The sequence below is a fragment of the Streptomyces sp. NPDC036984 genome, from assembly GCF_055607665.1.
In genome coordinates this window covers 179,844-195,996 of record NZ_JBVJRL010000013.1, presented here as the reverse complement: position 1 = coordinate 195,996, position 16,153 = coordinate 179,844, and the positions used below count along the sequence as shown (strand labels likewise).

Genomic DNA, 16,153 nt, shown 5'->3' with positions numbered 1-16,153 from the left:
AACCTGATGTAAAGCCGCGGAATGATCGACAACCGCCACGGAGGGTGCGGAGGATACGACGGCGCGTGCCGTCCCGCTCGTCCGGAGGCGGGCCGTCCGGGGCCCGCTTATGGTGATCCGAGGGCGCCGTCCCGGTCCGCTGCGGGCGCCCCGGGAGGCTATCGATGCTGGTCAAGCTGTCCACACGGCCCGCCGTGCGGCGCTGCGCGGGCACCTCGGCGCTCGCCCTCGCGCTGCTCGGCGCCGGGCTGCCCGCGGCTTCCGGCGACCAGCCGGAGCCGGACCTGTCCCGGTTCTACCGGCAGAAGGTGACGTGGGCCGCCTGCACGGGCCCGGACATGCCGAAGGATCTCCAGTGCGCGAAGGTCACCGTGCCGCTCGACTACGCGCGACCGCGCGCGGGCACGCTCGACGTGGCACTGGCCCGCTACCGCGCCACCGGGAAGTCGCGAGGCTCGGTGGTGCTGAACTTCGGCGGCCCCGGCGGTGCCGGCGTCCCGGAACTTGCCACCAGCGGCAACGAGTTCATGGACCTGACCAACGGCTACGACGTGGTCACCTTCGACCCGCGCGGCGTCGGCCGCTCCTCCCCCGTCAGCTGCGGCGAGGGCAGTGACGAAGCCTCGGCCGTGACGAACGAGGACGCCGACATCAGCCATCCGCAGATGCTGCTCAAGCAGCTCCGGCACGCCGCCGACGAGTGCGCCCGGAACTCCGGCCCGGTACTGCCGCACATCGGCACCGTGAACGCCTCCCGCGACCTGGATGTGATCCGCCAGGCGCTCGGCGACAAGAAACTCAACTACCTCGGCTTCTCCTACGGCACCCGGCTCGGCGCGGTGTACGCGGCGCAGTTCCCCGGCAAGGTGGGCCGGCTCGTCCTCGACGGCGTGGACACGCTGACCGAGTCGCTGTCGGAGCAGGGGGTGGCGGGCGCCGAGGGGCAGCAGACCGCGCTGGACGACTTCCTGGACTGGTGCGCGACGGATCTCGGCTGTCCGTTCGGTCAGGACCGGCGCGTGGCCGGGGACGAGGTGCTCCGGCTGGTGCGCTCGCTCGACGAGAACCCGGTGCCCACGGATTTCGGCGGCTCGTTCTCCGGCCAGGACCTGGTGGGCGCCATCGGGCAGGCTCTCTACAGCAGGGAGCTGTGGCCCTCGCTGGAGCGCGCGCTGGCCTCGCTGATCGAGGACGGCGACACCCGGCGCGTCCTGGCCTTCTCCACGGGCGGCATCGGCCTGCCTCGCGGGGACGGCGGGCTGGTCGACGCCCAGGACGTCCCGGCGGACAATCTGCCGGCCGCGCTGATGGCGATCAACTGCGCGGACGATCCCGACCGGCCGGCCGCGGCGCGGCTCACCGAGGACCTGAAGAACCTGCGGGCCGCCTACGAGCAGGCGTCGCCGGTCTTCGGCCGCTACCGGCTCACCCAGTTGCTGATGTGCTACGGCCGGCCCAGGGGGACCGACTTCATCCGTGACGAGGTGCGGAACGTGCACTCGGCGAAGATGCTGCTCGTCGGCACGCGCGGCGACCCGGCGACGCCGTACCGGTGGACGGTGGAGACGGCCCGCCGGCTCGGCCCGTCGGCGGTGGTGCTCGACAACAAGGGCGAGGGCCACACCGGGTACTCCTCCTCGACATGCGTGCACCGCAAGGTCAACGACTTCCTGCTGTACGGCTCGCTGCCCGCGAGCGGCAGCTCCTGCCCGGCGGCCGCGGCCGGCGACGACGGCAGCTCGGACACCACCGGCTGACGGGCACGGACACGACCGGCCGGTGACAGGAGTGGCGCAACCGGGTAACAGCCGCGAACCGGGGCAACCTGCCGGCCTCCGCGCTCGTCACACTGGGCAGGCGCGCTTCGGCCGCCGTATCCCGTCAACCACTGCCCCTGGGGGACACCGCCATGCGTATCCGCGCCGCCATCGCCGTACCCGCCGTCTCGGCCGCCGCTGCGGCCCTGCTGCTGACCGCTCCGCAGAGCCAGGCCGCCACCGGCCACGACCGGCCCGTCCGCTGCGCGGAGAAGTCGCTGACGCTGCGGGCCAAGGCCGCGGCCGGCGATCCGACCGTGCTGCGGGTCAGCGTCGAAAACCGCGGCGCCCGCGCCTGCGTCGTCGACCGCGTGCCCACGGTGACCTTCGGCGACCTGGACGGGGCCGCGCTGCCCCTGCCCGAGGGAGGCACCGGGACGTACCGGCTCGCCGCGGGCGGCACGGCCCACGCCGACGTGCGGACCATCGCCGACCCGGCGGACCCCGAGGCCCGCCGGGTGGACGCGGTCACGGTGGCGGCGTCGGCCGCGCACTGGGGCCGGTCCTTCACCGCCGCGCAGCTCGGCATCGGGCGGCAGGTGCTCGTCTGGGAGCCGGTGACCACGTGGTGGCAGCGGTCGGCGGCGGCCGCGGACCGGATCATCGGGCTCGACTGAGCACCGGCGCGGACGGCTCAGTCGAGCACCAGCTCCGGCGAGTAGAGGTCCAGCCAGCCCGCGAGGTCCAGGGTGCGTTCGAGATCGCGCCGGGCCGCCTGGGTGCTGACCGGAGCGCTCCGCTCGGCCGCCCGACGGACCCGGTCCCGGTCGACGAGGTCGAAGACGCGGTGGGAGGGCCGGGCGAGCAACTCCTTGACCTGCTCCTGGAGCGCGCGGGCGTACCGCGGGTCCTGCGTGGACGGGTACGGGCTCTTCACCCGCTCGTACACCGAGCGCGGCAGGACGTCCGCGGCCGCCTCCCGGAGCAGGCTCTTCTCGCGGCCGTCGAAGGATTTCAGGGCCCAGGGCGCGTTGTAGACGTACTCGACCAGCCGGTGGTCGCAGAACGGCACCCGGACCTCCAGGCCGACGGCCATGCTCATCCGGTCCTTGCGGTCGAGCAGGGCCCGCACGAAGCGGGTCAGGTGCAGATGGCTGATCTGCCGCATCCGGTACTCGAAGTCGCTCTCGCCGTCCAGCCGGTCGATGCCGGCGACGGCGGTCCGGTAGCCGTCGGCCACATAGCCGTCCAGGTCCAGGGACTTGGCGAGGTCGGCGCGCACCACTCCGGCGTCCTCGCCGAAGTGGCGGCCCATGGTCGCGAGCCACGGGAAGGTGTCCGCGCGGCGCGCCTCCTCGTCGAAGAACTGGAGGTAGCCGCCGAAGACCTCGTCGGCGGACTCGCCGGACAGGGCCACCGTGGACTTCTCCCGGACGGCGCGGAAGAGCAGCAGCAGCGAGGCGTCCATGTCGCCGAAGCCGGCCGGCAGGTCGCGGGCCCGGATCACCCGCTCGCGGACGGCGGGGTCGGCGAGGGACTGGGCGTCGAGCACGATGTCCTGGTGGTCGGTCCGGGCGAGCCGGGCGACGTCGTGCACGAACGGGGTGTCGGGGGTGCCGCGCAGTTCGTCGGCGACGAAGTGTTCGGCCTGGCCGGCGAAGTCGACGGCGAAGCTGCGCACCTTCTCGCCCTGCGCGGCGAGTTGCCGGGCGGCGAGCGCGGTCATGGCGGAGGAGTCGAGTCCGCCGGAGAGCAGGGTGCAGCGCGGCACGTCGGCGACGAGCTGGCGGCGCACGATGTCGTCCAGGAGCGAGCGCACGGTAGTGATGGTGGTGGCGCGGTCGTCGGTGTGCGGGTGGGTCTCCAGGCGCCAGTACACGCGGGTGGACAGGCCGGACCGGTCGACGGTGACGACGGTGCCGGGCTCCACCTCGCGCATGCCGTCCCAGACGGCGTGTCCCGGGGTCTTGACCATGACGAACAGCTCGCGCAGACCGTCCAGCGCGACGCGGGGCCGGACCAGCGGGTTGGCGAGGATCGCCTTGGGCTCGGAGCCGAACAGGACGCCGTCGGCGGTCGGGTGGTAGTAGAAGGGCTTGATGCCCATGCGGTCGCGGATCATCACGAGCTTGTCGTGCCGGCCGTCCCAGACGGCGAACGCGTACATGCCGTTGAGGCGTTCGGCGACCGCGTCGCCCCACTCCAGATAGCCGTGCAGCACGACCTCGGTGTCGGAGTCGGTGCTGAACCGGTGGCCACGGTCGCGCAGTTCCCGGCGCAGTTCGGTGAAGTTGTACGCCTCTCCGGAGTAGACGAGGGCCACGGTCCCCTCGGAGGCCGGCAGGGACATCGGCTGACGGCCGCCGGGGAGGTCGATGATGGCGAGCCGGCGGTGCCCCAGGGCGGCGGGACCCTCGACCCAGGTGCCGCGGTCGTCCGGGCCCCGGCAGGCCATCGTCTCGGTCATCGCATGCAATGCGGTGGCCTCGGTGGTCAGGTCACGGTCGAAGGAGACCCACCCGGTGATGCCGCACATGCGCTACCTCCCGCCTCCGGCTCCCGGCCGGCGCCCGGTCCCACCTGTGCTGTCGCGGGCGGGAAAGGCCGGCCGGCAAACCAGTTGTATCGAGCACCTATATGACGAGCGTCCGCCGGGCGCCCGGCGCGGTCAACGCGGCCGCAACACGGGCCGGCCCCCTGCCCCCACGGTTTCGGCCGCGTTTTGCCTCAGCAAAATCAGCGGATGGACCTGCCACCGGGCCGGGGCGGAAAGAAACCGGCCACAAGCAAAAACTTCCTCAAGCAGCTCGCGCGTCACGCCTTCGCGGTCAGAAACGAGTCCAAAGCCCCGGTGAGTTCGGCCGGCTTCTCCACCGGCAGTTCGTGCCCCGCGTCCAGGATCCGCACGACCGCGTCGGGATAGGCCTTGGCCATCCGGAGCATCTGCCGCACCGGCAGCTGCACATCGTGGTAACCGTGCACCATCAGGGTGGGTACGGAGATCTCGCCGGCCCGGTCCAGGACGTCGAAGGCCCGCATGGCGCCGTAGAGCGTCATGACGACCTCGCGCGAGGTGGCGGCGGAGGCCCGGATGTGCGCCCGCACCTCCTCGCGCGGGTACCCGGGCGCGAAGGCCCGCTGGATGTTGGCGGCCACGAACAGCTTGAACGGCACCAGCGTGGAGGCCGCCATCAGCAGGCCCCGGCCGCGGTTGTACGTCATCCGGCCGATGGAGTTGACCAGCACCAACCGCTCCAGCCGCGCCGGCTGCGCGAGCGCGATGGTCTGGGCGATCATCCCGCCCATCGAGTGGCCGACCAGCGCGCAGCGCTCGATCCCGAGGTGGTCGAGCAACGCGAGGACGTCCTGGGCCAGCTCCGCGATGGTGCGCACCCCGGCGCCCGTGCTCTCCCCGTGCCCGCGCAGGTCCAGCCGGACCACCCGGCGCCGGGCGGAGAAGTGCGTCATCTGGTGGTCCCAGCGGTGCCGGTCGGCGGTCCAGCCGTGCACGAACACCAGGGGCACCTCCACCGCGTCGCGGGGACCCTCGTCGTCGTACGTCAGCGTCGCTCCGTCGACGTCGAGCTGCGGCATGGGGGCCTCCCGGGGTGCGGTACGGACTGGTTACTGACGGGTACGGTAACCGGCCGCACGGCCCCGCGTCACCGGCCTTCGCCAGGGAATTCCCATGGCGGCCGGGCATGGTCACATGAGTCCGGATTACCCCGAATGCCGGACAGGTGAATCCGCCCTATCGTGCTGTCATGGAGCACGCACTGAGTCCCGCGACCCTCGCCGAACTGCGGCGCCCGCGCCCCTACCCGGCGGTCTCCGTACTGACCCCGACGCACCGTCGAGAACGCGGAGGCGGCCAGGATCCGGTCCGGCTGCGCAACATGGTGACCGAGGCGCGCAAGCGCCTGGAGTCCGACCCCGCCGTCACCCGCGAGCGACGCGCCGAGGTCGTGGCACAGCTCGACCGCGCCCTGGCGGAGGTGGACCTGACGCACGCCGAGGACGGCCTGGCGATCTTCGCCGCGCCGGGCGAGCACCAGGTCTGGTCCCTGGCCCGGAGAGTCCCCGAGCGGGTGGTGCTCTCGGACACCTTCCTCACGCGCAACCTGGTCGCCGCCCAGGCCGCCGAACGGCCGTTCTGGGTGATGTCACTCTCCGCCGACCGCGTCACGCTGTGGAGCGGCGGCCCCGACCGCGTCGTCGAGGACCACTCCGGCGGCTTTCCGCTGATCCACGTCCGGGAGAACTTCGACGCCGAGCGGCTGATGCAGATCGGCGACCAGCCGAGCACTTTCCGCGACGAGGGCACCCGCCAGTTCCTGCGCGAGGCGGACACCGCGATGAGCACGGTCCTGCGCGACCAGCCCCGCCCCCTCTACGTCACCGGCGAGCAGGCCGCGCTCTCCCTGCTGGACGAGGTCGGCAGCGTCGCCAAGTCCGCGGTGCACGTGCGGCACGGCGGGCTCACGCACGCCGGCCCCGACGCCGTGTGGCAGGCCCTCCGGCCGGTCCTGGAGGAGGAGGCGGCGCGGGACACCGGCTCCGTGGTCCGGGAACTGACCTCCGCCCGCGGTCACCGGACCTTCGCGGCCGGCCTGGACGAGCTGTGGCAGAGCGCCCGGGAGGGCCGGGTCCGGCTGCTGGCCGTGGAGGAGAACTACCGCGCGACCGTCCGCGACGTCGGCGAGCATCTGCTGCCCGCCGAGCTCGGGGACCTGGACGCCCGCGAGGACATCGTGGACGAGATCGTCGAGCAGTGCCTGGAGACCGGCGCCGACGTCCGCTTCGTCCCCGACGGCACCCTGGGCGACGCGGACGGCATCGCCGGAGTGCTGCGGTACTGAGGGGCACGGGCGCCCTCACGGACCCTGACGCGTCCTGCCGCCCGCCGGTCCCCTCTCCCGTCGGCGTACGCTACGGCGTGATCGCCGGCGAGCGCCGACGGGAGGGAGCGCGTATATGGGTGACCTGCTGGGGGTGGCGATACTGGGCGCCGGCCACATGGGGGCCGACCATATACGCCGTGTCGACCAAGTGATCAGCGGTGCCAGGGTCGCGGCCGTGGCCGATCCCGAACGCGACCGGGCCGAGGAGGCGGTGGCCGGCCTGGCCGGGGTCACCGTGCACACGGACCCGGTGGCCGCGCTCGACGCGCCCGGGGTGGCGGCGGTCCTGATCGCCTCCCCCGGGCCCGCGCACGAGGAGGCACTGCTCGCCGCGTTCACCCGCGGGCTGCCGGTGCTGTGCGAGAAGCCCATGGTGCCGGACTCCGCCGGCGCGCTGCGGGTCATGGAGGCGGAGGCGCGGCTCGGCCGCCGGCTGACGCAGATCGGTTTCATGCGCCGCTACGACGCCGAGTACCGGCGGCTCAAGGCCCTGCTGGACGGCGGCAGTCTGGGCCGGCCCCTCATGCTGCACTGCACACACCGCAACGTCTCCTCCCCCGCCGGCTTCACCAGCGCCATGCTGATCAACAGCTCGGTCTCGCACGAGATCGACGCGGCCCGCTGGCTGCTCGGCCAGGAGCTGACGGCGGTCACCGTGCTGCGGCCCACGCCGTCCGCGGGCGCGCCGGCGGGCCTGCTCGACCCGCAGTTCGTGCTGTTCGAGACCGAGCGGGGCGCCCTGGTGGACGTGGAGGTCTTCGTGAACTGCGGCTTCGGCTATCAGGTGCGCTGTGAGGCGGTGTGCGAGGCGGGCAGCGCCCGGATCGGCGACGAGCACACCATGGTGGTCACCACCGCGGGCGGTGCCCGCGAGGAGGTGGCGCAGGACTATCTCGTCCGCTTCGCCGACGCCTACGACCGCGAGGTGCAGGCATGGGTCGACGCCACCCGGCGCGGGGAGGTCACCGGACCGGGAGTCTGGGACGGCTACGCGGCGTCCGTGGTCGCCGAGGCGGGGGTCCGGGCGCTGGAGACCGGCGGCCGGGTGGCCGTCGAACTCGCCTCGCGCCCGGACCTGTACACCGGGGTCAGCCGCTGACGCCGGCGGCACCCGTCTCCAGGTGCCCGGTGAACCGGCGCGACCAGGTCGCGTCGGAGTCGACGGTCGCCCCGTCCTCGCTGCACGAGGTCCCCTGCGGCACACCGTGCGCCAGGGCGCCCGCGGTGATCGTCGGGGTCCATACCCGTGCGGAGCTCGCCGACGAGTCCGGGCACTGCCAGGGATCTCCGGCAGCGAGGCGGGAGTGAACAAGAGTCAAAGTCGGGCCCGGGACGCCCCCGCGCCGGCCCGCGGCCGGCTCAGACCCCGCCGAACAGGGCGCTCAGCCCCCGCTCCACGACCTGCGCCACGTCCTCCTGCCCGCACGCCACCACCTCGTGGGTGCGCAGCAGGAAGCGGCGCAGCGTCGACGCCTGGAACAGCAGCAGGGCCATGCCGTGCGGCGAGTGGAACTCCAGCACCGTCCGGGTGCGGCCGTACGGCCATATCTGCACGTCCCCGTGGCCGGCCGGGGCCCGCAGCCCCTGGTCGAGCAGGGAGCGCGCGAAGGTCCAGGTGACCTCCTCGCCGTGCAGGGCGGCCTCCGCCGGGAAGTCCACGAACACGGCGAGGGGATCGCCCGCGGAGTAGCGGAGCGTGGCCGACACCGGGACCTCCCGGTCCTCGGCGGTGACGAGCCGGGCCAGTGCGAACTGTTCGACGGTGATGTCCATGCCTTTAAGGAGTCGGCGGCGCCCCGTCACATGCCGCCAAATCCGGTCAGAGTTCGGCAGGTACCGGCCGCTCTTCGACGCCTGGAACAGAGAAGCGTCGAACATCCGATTGAGCGCCGCCCCCAGGTGACCTGTCTGGCTCAACTCGCGTAAGTGGCATACGACTTGGACACCGCAGCGCGTACGTCATTCGTACCACCGGATCACTCCGGGAAGACTCTGGCATATGCCGGAAGCACCACCGTATCGTGTGTTGCCAAATCCCTTACAGGGCGTCGCGGGCTGTGCCAGAGTCGTAGCGGTCCCCCCGTCGTCCCCGCCGTACCGTCCCCCCCATCGGAGTGCGTCATGCCGTCCCCAGTCTCCGCGGACCGCCCAGCCGCTCAGCCACCCGGACGCGGCTCGGTCGAAGCGCTCATCACGCAGACGCGGCGGCTCAAGGGCGACGTGGACGCCGTGCGGCGGGACACCCGGAGTGACGGTGCGGACCCTGAGGAACGCTGGCAGCGCGCCCTGTACGACCTCGCCCTGCACGAACTGAACGACCTGGACGCGCACTTGGCCCAGCTGCGGGACGGCCCGGCCCCCGCCCCGGCAGAACCCGCCGAGCCGCCCGCCGTCCGGCCCGCGCCGGCCGCCGCCCCGCGCGGTGCGCTGCTCAGCCGTGTCGGCAGCGCCGAGTGGAACCTGCTGACCGACGAGGCCTGCTGGTCCGGCGAGCTCTACCAGATCCTCGGCCTCGACCCGGCCCGCCCGGCCCTCACCCTGGACGAGCTGCCCTCGCTGATCCTGGAGGAGGACCGGCCGAAACTCACCGCGATGGTGACGGACTGCCTGGTCGACGCCAAGCCGATCGACGGCGAGTTCCGCGTCGTACGGCCCGACGGCTCGACGCGGACCGTACACATGATGGGCGAACCCGTGCTCGGCGCCGACGGCGGCACGACCTCCATGTGGGCCGTGCTGCGCGACGTCAGCGAACTGCGCCGCAGCCAGCGGACGGTGAGCGAGACCCGTGACTCGCTGCACCGGCACCGCCGGCGCGAGCAGACCGAGCACCGGATCGCGGTAGAGCTGCAGGAAGCCGTGCTACCACCATGGCGCGGCTCCCTGCGACTCCCGCAGCAGGGGCCGGGGACCCTCGACCTCGCCGCCCACCGCCTGCCGGCCGCGACCGAGACGCTGCTCGGAGGGGACTGGTACGACGCGCTGGAGCTGTCCGACGGGCAGACCCTGCTCAGCGTCGGCGACCTCACCGGACAGGGCGTGGCCGTCGCCTCCGGCATGGCGATGCTGCTCGGTGCCGTACGCGGCATGGCGATGGGCGGGGCGGAGCCCGGCCGGCTGCTCACCATGCTCAACCAGTTACTCGACGCCACCGTACAGCCCGCCCTCGGCAGTGCCGTCTGCTGCCGCTACCGGCCCGAGACCCGCACCCTGGTGTGGGCGCAGGCAGGGCACCCCGCCCCGCTGCTGTACCGCGACGGGACGGGGCGCATGCTGAACACACCGGACGGCGTCCTCCTCGGCGCCTCCTCAGGCGCCGTCTACGGACAGTCCGTCGTCACCCTGCAACCGGGCGACCTGCTCCTGCTGCACACCGACGGGCTGCTGTCGGGCCACAGCGGGACGGCGGCCGCGGACCGGCTGCTCGGCCTCGCCCCACGGTTCGACGCGGCGCGCACCGCCCAGGACTGTGTGCGCACGGTCGTCGAGGAGTTCGGCGGATCCGGGCGCGAGGACGACGCCTGTGTGCTCGTCGCCAAGGTCACGGCGTGACCCGACCGCGCGGTGACGGGAAGAACCGACCGCCAGATCACGGCATGAACCGGCCCCGTTGAGCGCATGAACCGACCGCGAGGTCACCGCGGAATACGACCCGTTGGATCGCGCGGCGCACAGGCCCCCCTATGCCTGTGCGCTGTTGCCGTCTTGCTTGGCCCTCGGCCTGGGCAGGACGAGCCTGATCTCCTCCCGCAGCTGGTGGATCTTCGGATAGCCCGCGTACTCCGCGGTCAGCCGGTACATCTGACGCAGCCGGTCCCAGGTGCGACGGGAGGAGTTCGAGCCCATCGACATCAGGGCCAGCCGTGCGTAGCGGTCGGCCTGTTCGGGGTCGTCGGCGATGAAGCAGGCCGAGGCCATGGAGAGATGGTCGAAGATCTTCGACCGCTCCCGTCCGTCGACCCGGAGGGCGAGGGCCTTGTCCGCGTAGTACTGGGCGTGCACGGCCGCACTCGGATCGAACTCCGCCAGTGTGCGGTAGGCGAGCGCCTGCATGCCGTACAGATCCTCGTCCTTGAAGGTCTGCATCCAGTCCGGCGGTTCGACGTCCTGCCGGTCGGAGACGAAGAGGTCCTCCGCCTGCCCGAGCGTGCGGCGCATCGCCTGGCCCTTGCCCATCGACGCCTGCGCCCAGGCCTCGATGGTGTGGAACATCGCCTTCGTCCGCGGCTGAAGCCGGTCGCCGGCGCCGGACTGGGCGAGCTTCATCAGGTCCAGGGCGTCGTCCGGCCGGCCGAGGTGCACCATCTGCCTGGCCGCCCGGGACAGCGCCTCGCCGGCGCGCGGCCGGTCCCCGCCCTCCCGGGCGGCGTGGGCGGCGATGACGAAGTACTTCTGCGCCGTGGGCTCCAGACCGACGTCGTGTGACATCCAGCCCGCGAGGACGGCGAGGTTGGCCGCGACGCCCCACAGGCGCCGCTGGAGGTGGGGTGGATGGTGGTAGGCGAGCATGCCGCCCACTTCGTTCAGCTGACCCACGACCGCCTTGCGCTGGAGCCCGCCGCCACGGGCCGCGTCCCAGGCACGGAACACCTCGACCGAGCGCTCCAGCTCCTCGATCTCCTGCGACCCGATGGGGGCGGCCTCGTAGCGGTCGAACCCGGCGGGGTCGGCGTGCAGGGGGTTGTCGAGAACAGGGGCGTCGGCCTTCAGGGCCGGGTCGGTGTGCAGCCAGTCGTACATGGCGCTGCTGAGTGTGGATCCCGCGGCGAGCGCGGCACCCGCGCCCACCAAGCCGCGTCGGTTGAGCATGAGGTCCATTCCCGTGAATTCGGTGAGGACCGCGGCGGTCCGTTCGGGCGCCCACGGCACACCGTCGGGATGTTCCTCGATCCCGTCGCCCTGCCGTCTCCCCGCACGCCCGTGCCGCACCAGACCGAGGTCCTCGATGGTCACGACACGGCCGAGACGCTCGGTGAACAGAACCGCCAGCACCCGCGGCACGGGATCGCGCGGGATCTCTCCCGTGTCGATCCACCGCCGCACCCGGGAGGTGTCGGTCGCCAGCTGGGGGTGGCCCATGGCCGCCGCCTGCCGGTTGACCAGTCTCGCGAGTTCGCCCTTGGACCAGCCGGCCAGGCCGAACAGGTCCGCAAGGCGGGTGTTGGGTTGTCCGCTCACGTCAAGCCCCCAGGTTCTCGGCTGAGTTGACAGTAGCCCGGTGGAGGTTGCCGGGCGACTATTCGCCAGGGTTCGCCAGGGTCCGCCAGATGGTGTGCCACTGGGCATCGGGTGTCAGGTAGGAACGAGCCACCCCGACCCGGTCGCCACCTCCCATGGACGGCCCCTGTGGCCGCATATGACGGGCACATTCCCCAGGGTGTGCCCGGACGACCGGGCCGGGTGGGCGCACGCTCTCGAAACCACGCTCACGGGTCACACCCGGAGCAGAGGTTCGGAGCGCGGACGTACAGGCAGGCACCGCAGGCACACGAAGGGATCTGTATCTCCCATGTACGCAGCATCGTCCTCCGTGTCCGCCCCGCCCCGGCCGCTGCGCTCCCGCCCGGCGGGCGGCGGGCCGTATCTCGACCCGGCGGCGCGACCGGGCGGACCCGTGCCGGTCGTTGGCCGGCCCCGGCGGATCCCGGGCCAGCCCGGGGCCCAACCACTCAGCGGGAGACTCGACTTGTCCGGCCCCCAGGGCGCGCAGCTGCGCACCGCGCTCGCCTCGGTGCACCGGATCTGCCCGGAGTTCGCCCCGGTGCAGGTCCTGCGGCGCAGCGGACGGTCAGTCCTCCTCGTCGGGACGACAGGGCGCAGCACGGCCGTCGCCAAGTGTCTCCTGGACCACTCGCCCGCCTGGGCGGAGCGGGCCCGCCACGAAATAGCCGCATACCGCTCGTTCGTCCGGCACCGGCCGCCGGTCCGGGTGCCGAGGCTGATCGCGGCGGACCCGGACAACTGCACGCTGGTGATCGAGCGGATGGCGGGCCGGACGGCGGCGTTCCAGCGGCATCCGACGGAGGCGCCGCCCCGCGCGGACATCCGGGGCGCGCTCAGCGCGATCTGCCGGCTGAACGCCTGGCGGCCGCCGGCGGGCACCTTCGACATGCCCCTGGACTACGCGGCCCGGATCTCCCGGTACCACGAGCTGGGCCTGCTCACCGACCGGGACCTCGGCGACCTCCAGAAGCTGCTGCACGGCATCGCCCACGAGGTGGGCCGGCACGGCATGCTCCAGTTCTGCCACGGCGACGCCCTGCTGTCGAACATCCTGCTCTCACCGGCCGGTCCAGTGCTGGTGGACTGGGAGCACGCGGGCTGGTATCTGCCGGGCTACGACCTGGCGACGCTGTGGCTGGTCCTCGGGGACGCGCCGGTGGCCCGTCGGCAGATCAGCCAGATCGCCCAGTCGGCGGGCCCGGCCTCCCGGGACGCCTTCCTGGTGAACCTGATGCTCCTGCTGACCCGGGAGATCCGGACGTACGAGACGGCCGTGCAGCGTTCGATGCACGACACGGCCCCGGCGGCACCGGGCACGGCCCACCCGGGTGCTGCGCCGTCCGGCGAGGAACAGCGGCTGCTGCTCAGGCGGCTGCACGACGACTGCCAGATGGCCCGCAGGGCCGTCCGCGCGGCGGTCGGCACTCGCTGACGGGGACGACGGCTCCGCGGTGCGCCCTGAGCGGCGGCGCACCGCGGACCTTCGTCTCTCTGGCGCATGCGGCCCGGGAGGCCCGCCCTGGAGCCCGTTTCTCCCGGCGCGCCCGGCGCGCCCACTGGTGTATGCCAGTGACGCCTCGCAGGCCCGCGCACCGCCGCCGCGAAACTCGCCCGAAAACCCTCGTGACGTGGGAAATCGCCTGTTGGTGCGCATCATTGACGGATCGTCGGCAAGCCGGTACCACTGACCCAGCTCGGCGCCGCACGCCCCGCCACGCTCCGCCCGTCACAGGAGGCCGCATTGCGAGGATCCGCCACCGACCCCACATCCACACCCGGTCACAGACGACTGCGGCGGACCGCCGTCCCGCTCGCCTCCGTCGCCCTGCTGCTGCCCCTGCTCGGCGCGGCCCCGGCCCACACCGCCACCGACTCCTCCGCGCACCGGCTCCAGCACGCCTTCGCCACCGCGGCGGCCGATCACCACGTGCCGCAGAGCGTTCTGCTGGCCGTCTCCTACCTCCAGTCCCGCTGGGACTCGCACGGCGGCGCGCCGAGCGTGATCGGCGGCTACGGCCCCATGCACCTCACCGACGCCCGGACCGCGATCGCCACCACGGAACACTTCGCCGACGGCGCGGAGGACGCCCGGGGCGACACCGCACGGGCCGCGCTGCACCCCACCGTCGAGGCGCCGGCCGAGGCGGCGCTTCCGGCCCGCCTGAAGACGCTGCCGAAGGCCGCGGAGCTGACCGGCATTCCGGCCGGCGAGCTGCGCACCGACCCGGCGGCGAACGTGGCCGGCGGCGCCGCGCTGCTCGCCGCCGCGCAGAAGGAGCTGGGCGAGCCGCCGAGCACCGACCCGGCCGACTGGTACGGCGCGGTCGCCCGGTTCTCCGGCGCCGACGACACGGCGACCGCCGCCGCGTACGCCGACGACGTGTACGACGTACTACGCACGGGCGAGGAACGCACCACGGACGACGGCCAGCTGGTCGCCCTGGCCGCCCAGCCGCGGCTCACCGCCGACACCGCCCCGCTGCAGCGGGCCGGCCTGCGCACCCTGCCGACGGACGGCACCGAGTGCCCGAAGTCGGTGTCCTGCGCGTCGGTCCCCGCGCCGTACGCGGAGTTCGGGGACAACGACTACGGCAACCACGACCTCGGCGACCGCCCGGCGTCACAGAGCATCAAGTACATCGTCATCCATGACACGGAGGGCGCCTGGGAGGGGGTCATGAAACTGATCCAGGACCCCACCTATGTGTCGTGGAACTACACGATCCGCTCCACCGACGGTCTGATCGCCCAGCACGTCAAGGCGAAGGACGTCGCCTGGCACGCGGGCAACTGGTACGTCAACGCCAAGTCGATCGGCATCGAGCACGAGGGCTTCCTCGCCAGCCCGGACGCCTGGTACACGGAGGCGATGTACCGGTCCTCGGCGCGGCTCGTGCGCTACCTGGCCAGGACCTACGACATCCCGCTGGACCGGCAGCACGTCCTTGGCCACGACAACGTGCCCGGGCCGACCGCCTCCACCATCCCGGGCATGCACACGGACCCGGGCCCGTACTGGGACTGGCGGCACTACTTCCGGCTGCTGGGCCACCCGTTCCAGCGCACGGCCGGCCGGCACGCCGGCGCGGTGACGATCCTGCCGGACTACGCCTCGAACCGGCCCGTGTACACCGGCTGCACCACCAAGGGCGAGCCCTGCACCGCGCACGGCTCCAGCGAGGTGCGGCTGTACACGGACCATGACGTGACCGCCCCGCTGGTGAAGGACATCGGCCTGAAGAAGGACCCGACCGACGGGGTGAACGATCTGTCCTCGCGGGTCTCGACCGGCCAGCAGTACGCGGTCGCCGACCGCTGGGGCGACTGGACGGCCATCTGGTACCTGGGCCAGAAGGCATGGTTCCACAACCCGCGCGAGGAGCCCGCGGCGGTGCCCGCGAAGGGCCTCGTGGTGACGCCGAGGGACGGCCTGGCGAGCGTCCCGGTGTACGGCCGTGCCTACCCGGAGAAGGAGGCGTACCCGGCGGGCGTACCCGCCCAGTCGGTGGTTCCGCTGCCCTACACGATCCCGGCCGGGCAGAAGTACGTGGTCGGTGACGAGGTGCCGGGCGAGTACTACTACGCGGTCACCTTCACCACCGACTCGCACCGGGTGGTGGTGGGCACGGACCTGTACTACGAGATCCAGTACGGCCACCGGGTCGGCTTCGTCCGCGCCGCGGATGTGACGCTCGAGGGATCGGCCGGCTGAGCCGCGGCCGGGCGGTGTCTCAGCCCTGCTGGAAAAGCTCCGCCGGGAGCGGCTTCAGCAGGGCGTACAGGTCGTCGGTGATGGGGCGGTCCCAGGCGGCGATGGTGACGAGGACACCGTCGCTGCGGTCGAACTGGACGCAGGAGATCCGGCTCTCGGAGAGCTTCAGCCGCCGCACGATGAGGAGGTTGTCGCCCTGGAGCACCGGGGTGTCCTCGGTGCCGACGACGGTGATCTCCTCGTCGTTCTCCAGCGCCACCAGCAGCTGTCCCACCTCGAAGGGGATCTCTCCCTCGGCGACCTCGCGGGCCGGGGATCCCTCCGGGAGATTGCCGATGATCATGGCGGGGCCGCGTCCGCCGAACAGGTCGTAGCGCAGGAAGACGCCCTGGCAGGTGCCGTCGGGGGCGGGCAGCAGACCCGCGCCGAGGTTGCCCGGCCAGTCGCCCGGGTCCATGGCCAGCACGTCGAAGTCGGGTCCGGCGGGGGTCGCGCTGCGGCGGCGGAGGAACGACATGCGGCCATGGTACGTGCCCGTGCCCCGGTGGGTGACCTGCGGG

General features: G+C 72.6%; 12 protein-coding genes. 7 read left to right on the top strand and 5 right to left on the bottom strand.

Annotated features, from left to right (window positions below):
- Positions 1–164 precede the first annotated feature (164 nt).
- Positions 165–1,757: an alpha/beta hydrolase gene (locus ACZ7DL_RS23945; protein ID WP_470776826.1), complete on the top strand. Its 1,593-nt coding sequence runs from the start codon at positions 165–167 to the stop codon at positions 1,755–1,757.
- A gap of 152 nt (positions 1,758–1,909) precedes the next feature.
- A complete protein-coding gene (locus ACZ7DL_RS23940) occupies positions 1,910–2,434 on the top strand; it encodes a DUF4232 domain-containing protein (RefSeq protein ID WP_470776823.1) in 525 nt (174 codons plus the stop codon).
- A 17-nt stretch (positions 2,435–2,451) separates the two neighbouring features.
- Here the strand turns inward: ACZ7DL_RS23940 and asnB are convergent, their stop codons facing one another.
- Together asnB and ACZ7DL_RS23930 are read right to left on the bottom strand one after the other, a co-directional pair.
- Positions 2,452–4,293, bottom strand: a complete 1,842-nt coding sequence (gene asnB / locus ACZ7DL_RS23935) for an asparagine synthase (glutamine-hydrolyzing) (RefSeq protein WP_470776822.1) — start codon at positions 4,291–4,293, stop codon at positions 2,452–2,454.
- A gap of 278 nt (positions 4,294–4,571) precedes the next feature.
- Positions 4,572–5,351 carry an alpha/beta fold hydrolase gene (locus tag ACZ7DL_RS23930; protein WP_470776820.1) on the bottom strand — a complete coding sequence of 260 codons (780 nt, stop codon included), beginning with the start codon at positions 5,349–5,351 and terminating at the stop codon, positions 4,572–4,574.
- A 170-nt stretch (positions 5,352–5,521) separates the two neighbouring features.
- On the opposite strand from ACZ7DL_RS23930, the gene ACZ7DL_RS23925 reads away from it, so the two are divergent.
- Together ACZ7DL_RS23925 and ACZ7DL_RS23920 are read left to right on the top strand one after the other, a co-directional pair.
- Entirely contained in the window at positions 5,522–6,616 is a 1,095-nt protein-coding gene (locus tag ACZ7DL_RS23925) for a baeRF3 domain-containing protein (protein WP_470776818.1), read from the top strand.
- 115 nt (positions 6,617–6,731) lie between these two features.
- Complete coding sequence (locus ACZ7DL_RS23920; protein ID WP_470776816.1) at positions 6,732–7,757, top strand: Gfo/Idh/MocA family protein; 1,026 nt, start codon at positions 6,732–6,734, stop codon at positions 7,755–7,757.
- A gap of 260 nt (positions 7,758–8,017) precedes the next feature.
- Here ACZ7DL_RS23920 and ACZ7DL_RS23915 read toward each other — a convergent pair whose 3' ends face one another.
- Positions 8,018–8,431: an SsgA family sporulation/cell division regulator gene (locus tag ACZ7DL_RS23915; protein WP_470776815.1), complete on the bottom strand. Its 414-nt coding sequence runs from the start codon at positions 8,429–8,431 to the stop codon at positions 8,018–8,020.
- Between the two features lie 348 nt (positions 8,432–8,779).
- Here ACZ7DL_RS23915 and ACZ7DL_RS23910 point away from each other — a divergent pair, with 348 nt between their 5' ends.
- Complete coding sequence (locus tag ACZ7DL_RS23910; protein ID WP_470776814.1) at positions 8,780–10,210, top strand: PP2C family protein-serine/threonine phosphatase; 1,431 nt, start codon at positions 8,780–8,782, stop codon at positions 10,208–10,210.
- 129 nt (positions 10,211–10,339) lie between these two features.
- On the opposite strand, the gene ACZ7DL_RS23905 is transcribed toward ACZ7DL_RS23910, so the two are convergent.
- A complete protein-coding gene (locus ACZ7DL_RS23905; protein WP_470776812.1) occupies positions 10,340–11,836 on the bottom strand; it encodes a DNA-binding protein NsdB in 1,497 nt (498 codons plus the stop codon).
- A 331-nt stretch (positions 11,837–12,167) separates the two neighbouring features.
- On the opposite strand from ACZ7DL_RS23905, the gene ACZ7DL_RS23900 reads away from it, so the two are divergent.
- Together ACZ7DL_RS23900 and ACZ7DL_RS23895 are read left to right on the top strand one after the other, a co-directional pair.
- Entirely contained in the window at positions 12,168–13,313 is a 1,146-nt protein-coding gene (locus tag ACZ7DL_RS23900) for an aminoglycoside phosphotransferase family protein (RefSeq protein ID WP_470776810.1), read from the top strand.
- Positions 13,314–13,622: 309 nt separating this feature from the next.
- Entirely contained in the window at positions 13,623–15,593 is a 1,971-nt protein-coding gene (locus ACZ7DL_RS23895; protein WP_470776809.1) for an N-acetylmuramoyl-L-alanine amidase, read from the top strand.
- Positions 15,594–15,612: 19 nt separating this feature from the next.
- Here ACZ7DL_RS23895 and ACZ7DL_RS23890 read toward each other — a convergent pair whose 3' ends face one another.
- The gene (locus ACZ7DL_RS23890; protein WP_470776807.1) at positions 15,613–16,110 is read right to left on the bottom strand and encodes a hypothetical protein; all 498 of its coding nucleotides are present in this window, start codon (positions 16,108–16,110) and stop codon (positions 15,613–15,615) included.
- Positions 16,111–16,153 lie beyond the last annotated feature (43 nt).

What these genes read in the sequence shown, in the direction of transcription:
- ACZ7DL_RS23910 (WP_470776814.1), top strand. Translation starts at nt 8,780, where the DNA reads ATGCCGTCCCCAGTCTCCGCGGACCGCCCAGCCGCTCAGCCACCCGGA.
- ACZ7DL_RS23900 (WP_470776810.1), top strand. Translation starts at nt 12,168, where the DNA reads ATGTACGCAGCATCGTCCTCCGTGTCCGCCCCGCCCCGGCCGCTGCGC.
- ACZ7DL_RS23940 (WP_470776823.1), top strand. Translation starts at nt 1,910, where the DNA reads ATGCGTATCCGCGCCGCCATCGCCGTACCCGCCGTCTCGGCCGCCGCT.
- ACZ7DL_RS23945 (WP_470776826.1), top strand. Translation starts at nt 165, where the DNA reads ATGCTGGTCAAGCTGTCCACACGGCCCGCCGTGCGGCGCTGCGCGGGC.
- ACZ7DL_RS23930 (WP_470776820.1), bottom strand. Translation starts at nt 5,351, where the DNA reads ATGCCGCAGCTCGACGTCGACGGAGCGACGCTGACGTACGACGACGAG.
- ACZ7DL_RS23925 (WP_470776818.1), top strand. Translation starts at nt 5,522, where the DNA reads ATGGAGCACGCACTGAGTCCCGCGACCCTCGCCGAACTGCGGCGCCCG.
- asnB (WP_470776822.1), bottom strand. Translation starts at nt 4,293, where the DNA reads ATGTGCGGCATCACCGGGTGGGTCTCCTTCGACCGTGACCTGACCACC.
- ACZ7DL_RS23915 (WP_470776815.1), bottom strand. Translation starts at nt 8,431, where the DNA reads ATGGACATCACCGTCGAACAGTTCGCACTGGCCCGGCTCGTCACCGCC.
- ACZ7DL_RS23920 (WP_470776816.1), top strand. Translation starts at nt 6,732, where the DNA reads ATGGGTGACCTGCTGGGGGTGGCGATACTGGGCGCCGGCCACATGGGG.
- ACZ7DL_RS23890 (WP_470776807.1), bottom strand. Translation starts at nt 16,110, where the DNA reads ATGTCGTTCCTCCGCCGCCGCAGCGCGACCCCCGCCGGACCCGACTTC.